Source organism: Nocardioides sp. YIM 152588 (genome assembly GCF_040191335.1).
GTDB lineage: Bacteria > Actinomycetota > Actinomycetes > Propionibacteriales > Nocardioidaceae > Nocardioides.
In genome coordinates, this window is record NZ_JBEGDJ010000030.1 from 41,271 (window position 1) to 51,022 (window position 9,752).

Here is a 9,752-nt window from a genome sequence, read left to right on the forward strand (position 1 = left end):
ACCAGGGTCGGCGACGACCCGCACCGCCCGCGGCCGTCACCCCCACCGGGGTGGCGGCCGCGGTCGCGTCCGCCTACTCCTGCGCGGCCTCGGCCAGACCGCGGGTCGCGCGCGCCGTCAGCGCCACCGCCCGCCTCGCCCACCCGGCGTCCGCACCGGCCAGCCCGCAGGACGGGGTGAGCACCACCTGGTCCAGGTGCTCGGCCGGGTCCAGGCCGGTCATGTCGAACCAGCGCAGCACCCGCTCCAGCACCGCCGTGTCGGTGAGGGCGCCGCTCGGCGCCACGGTCGGGACCACGCCGAGCGCGACGGTGCCGCCGTCCTCGAGCGCCTGCGCCAGGGCGTCGTGCCCCTCGCCGCCGACGAGCCCGAGGTCCACGGCGAGACCGGTCGCGCCGGCGCCGCGCAGCAGCGCCAGCGGCGCGTCCGGGGCGCAGCAGTGCACCCACGGCTCCGCGCCCGCCTCCGCGATCGCCTCCAGCACCCAGCGCAGCCCCTGGTCGGCCTCCGGCGGGTGCACCACCCGGTGCTTGCCGAAGCCGGACGCCGTCGGCACCCGGCCGGCCAGCACCGCGGGCAGGCCCGGCTCGTCGACCTGGACGATCACCCGGTCCGCGCCGGGGGTACGGCGGCGCAGGTCCGCCACGTGCTCGGCGACCGCCAGGGCCAGCGCCTGCGCGAGGTCGCGGCGGGCGCCGTGGTCGGCGAGCACCTTGTCCCCGCGCGGCCGCTCGACGGCGGCGGCCAGCGTCCACGGCCCGGTCACCTGGGTCTTCACCGCGCCGGCGTACCCGTCCGCCTGCTCCTCCCAGGTGTCGAGGTCCTGGCCGAGGAGGCTGCGGGCCCGGCGCTGGTCGATCGGGGGCGCGCCGTCGGTGCCGGTCAGCCGCCAGCCCTCCGGCTGCAGGTCGGCGTCCCAGGCGCCGACGGCCGGGAAGAGGCCGAGGGTGCGGCCGATCATCCCGGCGGGCGCGCCGCGGCCGGGGACCTCGGGGACCGCGGGGATGCCCGTGGGGTCCTGGCCGAACTCGCCGAGCACGAGTCGGACCGCCTCGTCGTGGGCGGCCTGGGTGGCGCCCGGGAACGAGCCGATGACGGTCGCCAGCGACGCCGCGGGGGTCGGGTCGCCGGTGGGCGCTGCGCTCATGCGCCGGCCCGCGCGGCGACGCGCTCGGTGGCGGTGATGGTGGCGGAGCCGATCACCCGCGTGCCGTCGTAGACGACCGCCGCCTGGCCGGGCGCGATCCCGAACGCCGGGTCGCGCAGCTCGATCTCGACCTCCGTGCCGTCGGGGCTGACCGCGCAGGTGGCGCGGTGCTCCTCGCCGTGCGCGCGCAGCTGGACGGTGACCTCCACGGGGGGCTGCCCGGCCGGCATCGGCGCACCGCACCACCGCGGCTCGGTGCCGCGGATCCGCGCCACGGCCAGGCGCTCGCGCGGCCCGACGGTGACGGTGTTGCTGACCGGCTCGATGTCCAGCACGTAGCGCGGCTTGCCGTCCGGGGCCGGGCGGCCGAGCCGCAGCCCCTTGCGCTGGCCGATGGTGAAGCCGTAGGTCCCCTCGTGGCTGCCGAGCACCTCGCCGGTCGCCTCGTCGACGATCTCGCCGGCCTCGAGGAACGGCGCGTCGTCGTACCGCTCCCCCAGCTTCTCGCGCAGCCACCCGGCGTTGTCGCCGTCGGCGACGAAGCAGATGTCGTGGCTGTCGGGCTTGTCGGCGACCAGCAGGCCGCGCTCGGCCGCCTCGCGCCGTACCTCGGGCTTCGGGGTGTCGCCCAGCGGGAACAGCGAGTGGCGCAGCTGGCGCTCGTCGAGCACGCCGAGCACGTAGGACTGGTCCTTGCCGTGGTCGACCCCGCGGTGCAGCTCCAGGCCGTCGGCGCCGTCCACCAGGCGCGCGTAGTGGCCGGTCGCGACGGCGTCGAAGCCGAGCGCCAGGGCGCGGTCCAGCACGGCGGCGAACTTGATCTTCTCGTTGCAGCGCAGGCAGGGGTTGGGGGTCTGCCCGGCGGCGTAGGTGTCCATGAAGTTCTCGACCACGTCGGTGTGGAACCGCTCGGAGAGGTCCCAGACGTAGAACGGGATGCCGATGACGTCGGCGGCGCGGCGGGCGTCGTTGGCGTCCTCGATCGTGCAGCAGCCCCGGGCGCCGGTCCGGTAGGACTTCGGGTTGCGCGAGAGCGCGAGGTGGATCCCGGTGACCTCGTGCCCGGCCTCGTGGGCGCGGGCGGCGGCGACAGCGGAGTCCACCCCGCCGGACATGGCGGCGACGACCCTCATCGACTCCCCCTCACAGCCGGGCCGCGCGGGCCCGCTCGACGCAGGCGCCGAGGGCGTCGGCGACCGCGTCCACGTCGGCCTCGGTGCTGGTCCACCCGAGGCTGAACCGCAGCGAGCTGCGCGCCATCTCGGGGCTGTGGCCCAGCGCGAGCAGCACGTGGCTGGGCTGCGGTACGCCGGCGGAGCAGGCCGAGCCCGTCGAGCACTCGATGCCGCGGGCGTCGAGCAGCATCAGCAGCGAGTCCCCCTCGCACCCCGGGAAGGAGAAGTGGGCGTTGCCCGGCAGCCGGTCCTCGCCCGGCGCCGCGCCGTTGAGGACAGCGTCGGGGACCGCCCGCAGCACGCCCTCGACGAGCCGCTCGCGCAGCGCGGCCACCCGGACGGCGTGGTCGGCCTGCTGCTTGACCGCGATCTCGACCGCGGCCGCCAGGCCGGCGACGGCGGCCACGTCCACGGTGCCGCTGCGCACGCCGCGCTCCTGCCCGCCGCCGTGCAGCAGCGGGGTCAGCGCCGCCTCGCGGCGCGCCACCAGCGCGCCGACACCCTGGGGTCCTCCGACCTTGTGGCCGGAGAGCGACAGGGCGTCGAGGCCGGAGGCGGCGAAGTCGACCGGCACCGCGCCGACCGCCTGGACGGCGTCGGCGTGCACCGGGATGCCGTGGGCCGCGGCGAGCGCCGCCACCTCGGCCACCGGCTGCACGGTGCCGACCTCGTTGTTGGCCCACATCAGGCTGATCAGACCGACGGCGCCCGGGTCGGCCTCGATCGCCGCGCGGACCCGCTCGGGGTCGAGCCGTCCGGCACCGTCGACGTCGAGCAGCTCGACCGCGGCGCCCTCGTGCTCGGCGAGCCACTCCAGCGGGTCCAGCACGGCGTGGTGCTCGATCGCGGTCGAGAGCACCCGGGTGCGGGCGGGGTCGGCGTCGCGGCGGGACCAGAACAGGCCCTTGAGGGCGAGGTTGTCGGCCTCGGTGCCCCCGGAGGTGAAGACGATCTCGCTCGGACGGCAGCCGAGCGAGCCCGCGATCCGCTCCCGGGACTCCTCGACGACCCGGCGCCGCCGCCGCCCCGAGGCGTGCAGCGAGCTGGCGTTGCCGACGTCGCGCAGGTGCTCCGTCATCGCCGCGATCGCCGCGTCGCACATCGGCGTCGAGGCGGCGTGGTCCAGGTAGACCGTCGGGGTGTTCCTCATGGCGCGTCCAAGACTACGGCGCGGCCACAGCGGTCGCCGAACCCGGCGGACCCGGGCCGACGGCTACGGAAGCGCACCGGCGTGCCGAACGGGAACACGTGGAGCACCCGAGCAGCACCGAGCGACCCGGCGGGCGCCGCGGCCACCGACCGCGCGCGCTGCCGGCGCTGCTCGCGCTGCTCCTCGCCGCCACGCTGATGGCGGCGCTCGGCGCCACGGCGCCGACCTCGTCGGCCCGCGGGTCGGCGAGCCTGAGCATCTCGAAGAAGAACTTCTACGGCGGCCAGGGGCTGACCTTCCGCGGCAACATCGGCCGCACCGCCGCGACCCGGATCTGGCTGGAGTTCCACATGGGCCTGGCCGGGGACTCCTGGACGCCGGTGGAGGACTCCGAGCGGACCACCGCCGCCGACGGCTCGTTCTCGTTCGTCTTCCCGGCCCGCAGCATGTACAACATCCGGCTCCGGGTCGCCGCGTCGAGCGGGGCCACACCCGCCGTCACGCTCGTCGCCCGCGACCAGGCGGCCGACGTCAAGGTCACCGCCCCGGGCCACGACCTGAGCCTGGACGGCTACCGCGACCACACCAGCTACCCGGTCGTCGCCGGCGAGCCAATGCGGATCCGGGTGGACACCTCCCCCGACGGCGAGCCGGTGCTCGCCGGTCGCACCGTCGAGCTCCAGCGCCGCGTCCGCAGCACGCGGTGGACCACCCGGTGGAAGACCATCGGCACCGACAGCGTGGGCGGCAAGGGCTTCGCGACCTTCGAGCGGAGCGCGCCGCAGCACGCGGGCACGGTGACCTACCGGGCACGGCTGGACGACTGGCGCCGCGGCGGGAGCCGCATCGGCTGGTTCCCGTCGTTCCCGGTGGAGGTGGACGTCCTCGGCGCCGAGGAGGCCCGCGCCAGCGAGCTCGCCGCACGGGCCCGGCCGACACCGGTGGTCCGCCGCTCCACGATCACCGACCGCACCGTCGCGCTGCGCGACGACCCCTGGCACAGCAGTGCCGGCACCACCGCCTCCCTCACCCACGCCTGGGCGCCCGCGAACTGGGACTTCGCCTTCGAGTACGGCGAGTCGCTCTCCGACAAGCCGTTCCGCGGCACCGACCGGCGAGGCAGCTGGACCGAGTACTCCACCGGCTCCGGGCGGGCCGCGAAGGAGAACGGCGGGCTGCAGCTGGAGAGCAAGTTCTCGCCGTTCCCGCGGCCGGCCAACGCCGGCGACGGCGACCACGGCACCACGGCCGTGACGCTGAAGGGGAACCCGCGCACCTACGGCCGGTGGGAGGTCCGGATCCGCCCCTGGACCGCGGCCGCCCCGCGCGACGAGCGGGGCGGCAACTACCGGGTCCGGGCCGAGCTGGTCCCGGCCAAGCCGCGGCTGCGGGCCTGCGGCGCGCGGTCCATCGTGATCGCCGACATGACGCCGTACAAGTCGAAGGTCCGGTTCGGAGCGGCGACGCCGAAGGGGCGCCAGGCCTGGACCGGCACGCGGCGCAACATCAAGGTCTACGGGATGCCGCGCGCCTACGCCGTCGAGGTCGCCGCCGACCACATCTCGTGGTTCATCGACGGCCGCGTGGTCGGCACGCTGAAGAACACCGACGCGATCCCGGACGTGCCGCTCACACTGCGGATCTCCCTGGTCGGCAAGGGCCAGAAGGAGATGGACCACACCTACGCGATCATGGACTGGATGCGCGGCTTCGACCTCGCCCGCGGCAACCAGATCCGCAAGGGCGCCCCGCTCAAGGCGACGCGCAACACCGCCAGCTGCTGACGCCGCCCGCGGGCGGCCGCGGGCGTGGGCGGTCTGCTGGGTGGGTCGTGGCGAGCGACCCGCCCGGGACCGGGTCGTGTGCCTCACACCCCGCTATGCCGATGCCTCAGGCACACGAGCCCGAGCCAGCCGACCAACGCCCCGCCGGGACCGGGTCGTGTGCCCCAGACCCCGCTATGCCGATGCCTCAGGCACACGAGCCCCAGCCAGCCGACCAACGCCCCGCCGGGACCGGGTCGTGTGCCCCACACCCCGCCATACCGATGCGTCAGGCACACGACCGCCCACACCTGCCCGGAGACGCGCTCGCGCCAGGAACCACCGACCTGACGGCTGCCACCGCGGAGAACGCCCGGCGAGCACGCGCAGGGAGCGCAGCGACCGGAGCGGACGAGCCGGGCTTCTCCGCGCGCAGCCGCCGCAAGCCGCCAGCAAACCCCTACCCCAGCGGCGCCCGACCGCGAGGCCGGCAGCGTGTCAAGCGAAGCGCCGACACGCTCGGCCCATTCAGAGCAGCACGAGGTCGTCGCGGTGCACGACCTCGCGCTCGTACCCGGCGCCGAGCTCGCGCTTGAGGTCGGCGGTGGAGCGGCCGAGCAGTGCCGGCATCTCGCCGGCGTCGAAGTTGACGAGGCCGCGGGCGACGACGGCGCCGTCGGGGCCGACCAGGTCGATGGGGTCGCCGGCGGTGAAGTCGCCGACGACCTCGACCACTCCGGCCGCGAGCAGCGATGCCCGGCGGTCGACGACGGCGCGCACCGCGCCGGCGTCGAGGACCAGCGAGCCCTTGCCGTCGGTGGCGTGGCGCAGCCACAGCAGCCGGGTGGGACGGCGCTTGCCGGTGGCGTGGAAGAGGGTGCCGGTGGGCTCCCCGGCCAGCGCGGCGGGCGCGCACGCGGCGGAGGTGAGCACGACCGGGATGCCGGCGCCGGTCGAGATCGCCGCGGCCTCGACCTTGGTGGCCATCCCTCCGGTGCCGACGCCGGCCGGGCCGGCGGCGCCGATGGTCACCCCGTCGAGGTCCTCGGCGGAGGCGACCTCGCTGATCAGCCGGGAGCCCGGGCGGGTCGGCGGGCCGTCGTACAGGCCGTCGACGTCGGAGAGCAGGACGAGCAGGTCGGCGTGGACCAGGTGGGCCACGAGGGCGGCCAGCCGGTCGTTGTCGCCGAACCGGATCTCCGTGGTGGCGACGGTGTCGTTCTCGTTGACGATCGGCAGCACGCCGAGCTCGAGCAGCTTGGTGAAGGTCTGGTGGGCGTTGCGGTAGTGCGCGCGCCGGGTGACGTCGTCGAGGGTGAGCAGCACCTGGCCGGCGATCAGGCCGTGCCGGGCGAGCTCCTCGGTGTAGCGGTGCACGAGCAGCCCCTGGCCGACCGAGGCGGCCGCCTGCTGGGCGGCCAGGCCCTTGGGCCGGCGGCGCAGCCCGAGCGGGGCCAGGCCGGCGGCGATCGCGCCGGAGGAGACGAGGACGACCTCGGTGCCGCGCGCGCGGACGGCGGCGACGGCGTCCACGAGCGCCCGCACCCGGTCGGGGTCGATCCCGCCCTCGGCGGTGGTCAGCGAGGAGGAGCCGACCTTGACCACGATCCGGCCGGCGTCGAGGACGGTGGAGCGCAGGTCCCCCGACCGCGCTTCCCCGGCCTCAGCGGTCACCGGGGTCCTCCTCCAACCAGGCCTCCTCGTCGGTGACGCCGCCGAGGGCGTCGGGGTCCTCGTCGGAGCCGATCTCGTACGACGAGGGGCCGTACTCGTCCGGGCGGTCCAGGCGCCGGGCGACGTCGGCGCGGGTCTCGCCCTCGCCGCGGTCGTCCATGTGCTCCTGGATGTCGCGGCGACGCGAGGCCGCGGGCCGCTCCTCGGTGAACCGGTGGTCCTCGCCGCGGCGGGCCAGGTTCTCCGCGCCGGCGTCGACACCGGGCTTGAAGTCGAAGACGACCGAGTCGTCGGGGTGGCCGATGAGCACGGCGTCGCCCTCGACGGCGCCCTGCTTGACCAGCTCGTCCTCGACGCCGAGCCGGTTGAGGCGGTCGGCGAGGTAGCCGACGGCCTCGTCGTTGCTGAAGTCGGTCTGGCGGACCCAGCGCTCGGGCTTGCGGCCGCGGACGCGCCAGCCGGCGCCGGTCGGGGTCACGGTGAACTCGTCGCCGGAGACCGACGGCGGGCGCAGCACGATCCGCTCCTGGACCTCGCTGGCGCGCTCGGCGCGGGCGGCCTTGACGATCTCGGCCATCGCGAAGATCAGCTCGCGGGTGCCCTCGCCGCTGACCGCGGAGATCTCGAAGACCCGCAGGCCGCGCTCGCGCAGCTCCTCGACGACCAGCTCGGCGATGCCGCGGCCGTCGGGCACGTCGACCTTGTTGAGGGCGACCAGGCGGGGCCGGTCCTCGAGGCCGCCGTACCGGCGCAGCTCGTCCTCGATCACGTCGAGGTCGTCGACCGGGTTGCGGCCGGGCTCCATCGTGGCGGTGTCGAGCACGTGGACCAGGGCGGCGCAGCGCTCGATGTGGCGCAGGAAGTCGTGACCCAGGCCGCGGCCCTCGGCGGCGCCCTCGATCAGGCCGGGCACGTCGGCCACGGTGAAGGTGGTGTCGCCGGCGGTGACCACGCCGAGGTTCGGCACGAGCGTGGTGAACGGGTAGTCGGCGATCTTGGGGCGGGCCCGGGAGATCGCGGCGATGAGGCTGGACTTGCCGGCGCTCGGGAACCCGACCAGGCCGACGTCGGCGACGACCTTGAGCTCGAGCACGATCTCCAGCTCGTCGCCGGGCTCGCCGAGGAGCGCGAAGCCGGGAGCCTTGCGGCTCTTGGAGGCCAGCGCGGCGTTGCCGAGGCCGCCGTGGCCACCCTCGGCGATCACCATCTCGGTGCCGGCGCCGACGAGGTCGGCGAGCACGGTGCCGTCGGGGCGCGCGACGACGGTGCCGTCGGGCACGGGCAGGACGAGGTCGGAGCCGTGGGCGCCGTTGCGCCGGCCGCCCGCGCCGTGGCCGCCGTGCTCGGCGCGCCGCTTGGGGCTGTGGTGGTAGTCCAGCAGCGTGGTCACGTCCGGGTCGACCCGGAGGATCACGGAGCCGCCGGGGCCGCCGTTGCCGCCGTCGGGGCCGCCGAGCGGCTTGAACTTCTCGCGGTGGACGGAGGCGACACCGTTGCCGCCACGACCGGCGGACACGTACAGGGTGACCCGATCGACGAAGGTGGGGACGGCCATGGGTTCAGTCTCTCAGTCTGTGATTGGTCGGTGGTTGAGGTGCGAGGAGCGCTAGCGACGAGCCTCGAAACCCGGTGGGTTGAGGTGCGAGGAGCGCTAGCGACGAGCCTCGAAACCACCAAATGCGGCAAGGGCGCCCCGAACGGGACGCCCTTGCCACGGAAGTCGAACGCGGAGCGTCAGGTCACTCCGACGGAACGATGTTGACGACCTTGCGGCCGCGCTTCTTGCCGAACTCGACGTTGCCGGCCACCAGCGCGAACAGGGTGTCGTCGCCGCCACGGCCCACACCGGCGCCGGGGTGGAAGTGGGTGCCGCGCTGACGGACGATGATCTCGCCCGCGTTGACCAGCTGGCCGCCGAAGCGCTTGACGCCGAGGCGCTGGGCGTTGGAGTCGCGGCCGTTCTTGGTGGACGCCGCGCCCTTCTTGTGTGCCATCTCTTCAGTCCTTCTGGATCTTCAGCGAGCGAGGTGCTCAGAGCTTGATGTCGGTGACCTTGACCTGGGTGTACTTCTGGCGGTGACCCTGGCGCTTCTTGTAGCCGGTCTTGTTCTTGTACTTCTGGATGACGATCTTCGGGCCCTTGGTGGCCGCGAGGACCTCGACCGTCACCGCGGCCTTGTCCAGGCCCGTGGTGGTGACGGTGTCACCGTCGACCGTCATGACCACCGGAAGGGTCAGCGACTCGCCGACGGGCGCAGAGACCTTGTCGATCTCGATGACGTCGCCAACGGCGACCTTCTCCTGCTTGGCGCCAGCGCGCACGATCGCGTACACCGCGGTCTCCTTCGGTCCTGACTGGAACAAACTCTTGGGTAGATCTCTGCTGCCATGTCCACAGCACGCCACATCACGATCCCCGAGGATCTCTCCCCTGGGAGCACTGACGGGTGCCAGCGGCACTGCCTGCAGAAACGGTTCGCCGGGGGCGCACCGACGATCAATAGTACGGATCGCCCCCGGTCTCAGCAAAATGCCGATGCCCTCGCGGGGCTCACCGCTTCCGCGAGCCCTTCTTCTTGATCGGGACGTGCTCCACCGTCGGCTCCGCGGCGGGGGCAGCGTCCTCGCCGGGGACCTCAGCCGGTTCGCCCGCGGGCTCCACCGACACGGAGACGGGCTCCACGGCCCCGTCGGCCGGCAGCGCGCCGACGTGGCCGGACACCGGCGACGGGTCCGCGGCGGGCGCCAATGAGGTTTCCTACCCCCTTTGAGGGGATAAGGCCCCCAAAAGATGATTGGGTTGATAGGCCGGAGGTGTACAGCAGCAATGCCCAGCCGACCGG

Annotated in this window: 9 protein-coding genes; 1 reads left to right on the plus strand and 8 read right to left on the minus strand. The window is 74.4% G+C overall.

Translation table 11 applies throughout. The features are described from left to right. Window positions 1–73: 73 nt before the first annotated feature. From ABLM29_RS14615 to ABLM29_RS14625, 3 genes are read right to left on the minus strand one after another with little or no spacing between them, the layout of a single operon-like run. Window positions 74–1,147 (minus strand): uroporphyrinogen decarboxylase/cobalamine-independent methonine synthase family protein, encoded by a 1,074-nt coding sequence (locus ABLM29_RS14615; protein ID WP_349714856.1) that lies wholly within the window; start codon window positions 1,145–1,147, stop codon window positions 74–76. Then, the gene (gene mnmA, locus ABLM29_RS14620; RefSeq protein WP_349714857.1) at window positions 1,144–2,280 is read right to left on the minus strand and encodes a tRNA 2-thiouridine(34) synthase MnmA; all 1,137 of its coding nucleotides are present in this window, start codon (window positions 2,278–2,280) and stop codon (window positions 1,144–1,146) included. Before mnmA ends, ABLM29_RS14615 begins: the two co-directional genes overlap by 4 nt. Window positions 2,281–2,290: 10 nt before the next feature. Then, entirely contained in the window at window positions 2,291–3,472 is a 1,182-nt protein-coding gene (locus ABLM29_RS14625) for a cysteine desulfurase family protein (RefSeq protein WP_349714858.1), read from the minus strand. Window positions 3,473–3,570: 98 nt separating this feature from the next. On the opposite strand from ABLM29_RS14625, the gene ABLM29_RS14630 reads away from it, so the two are divergent. Continuing rightward, on the plus strand, window positions 3,571–5,256 hold the full coding sequence (locus tag ABLM29_RS14630; protein ID WP_349714859.1) for a LamG domain-containing protein: 1,686 nt from the start codon (window positions 3,571–3,573) through the stop codon (window positions 5,254–5,256). A 507-nt stretch (window positions 5,257–5,763) separates the two neighbouring features. Here the strand turns inward: ABLM29_RS14630 and proB are convergent. The 5 genes from proB to ABLM29_RS14655 form a co-directional block, all read right to left on the minus strand. After that, entirely contained in the window at window positions 5,764–6,909 is a 1,146-nt protein-coding gene (proB, locus tag ABLM29_RS14635) for a glutamate 5-kinase (RefSeq protein WP_349714860.1), read from the minus strand. Then, window positions 6,899–8,464, minus strand: a complete 1,566-nt coding sequence (gene obgE / locus ABLM29_RS14640) for a GTPase ObgE (protein WP_349714861.1) — start codon at window positions 8,462–8,464, stop codon at window positions 6,899–6,901. Before obgE ends, proB begins: the two co-directional genes overlap by 11 nt. Window positions 8,465–8,648: 184 nt before the next feature. Further along, window positions 8,649–8,903 (minus strand): 50S ribosomal protein L27, encoded by a 255-nt coding sequence (rpmA, locus tag ABLM29_RS14645; protein WP_349714862.1) that lies wholly within the window; start codon window positions 8,901–8,903, stop codon window positions 8,649–8,651. Window positions 8,904–8,940: 37 nt separating this feature from the next. Then, on the minus strand, window positions 8,941–9,243 hold the full coding sequence (gene rplU / locus ABLM29_RS14650) for a 50S ribosomal protein L21 (RefSeq protein ID WP_349714863.1): 303 nt from the start codon (window positions 9,241–9,243) through the stop codon (window positions 8,941–8,943). A 217-nt stretch (window positions 9,244–9,460) separates the two neighbouring features. Further along, complete coding sequence (locus ABLM29_RS14655) at window positions 9,461–9,658, minus strand: hypothetical protein (RefSeq protein WP_349714864.1); 198 nt, start codon at window positions 9,656–9,658, stop codon at window positions 9,461–9,463. Window positions 9,659–9,752: the final 94 nt, after the last annotated feature.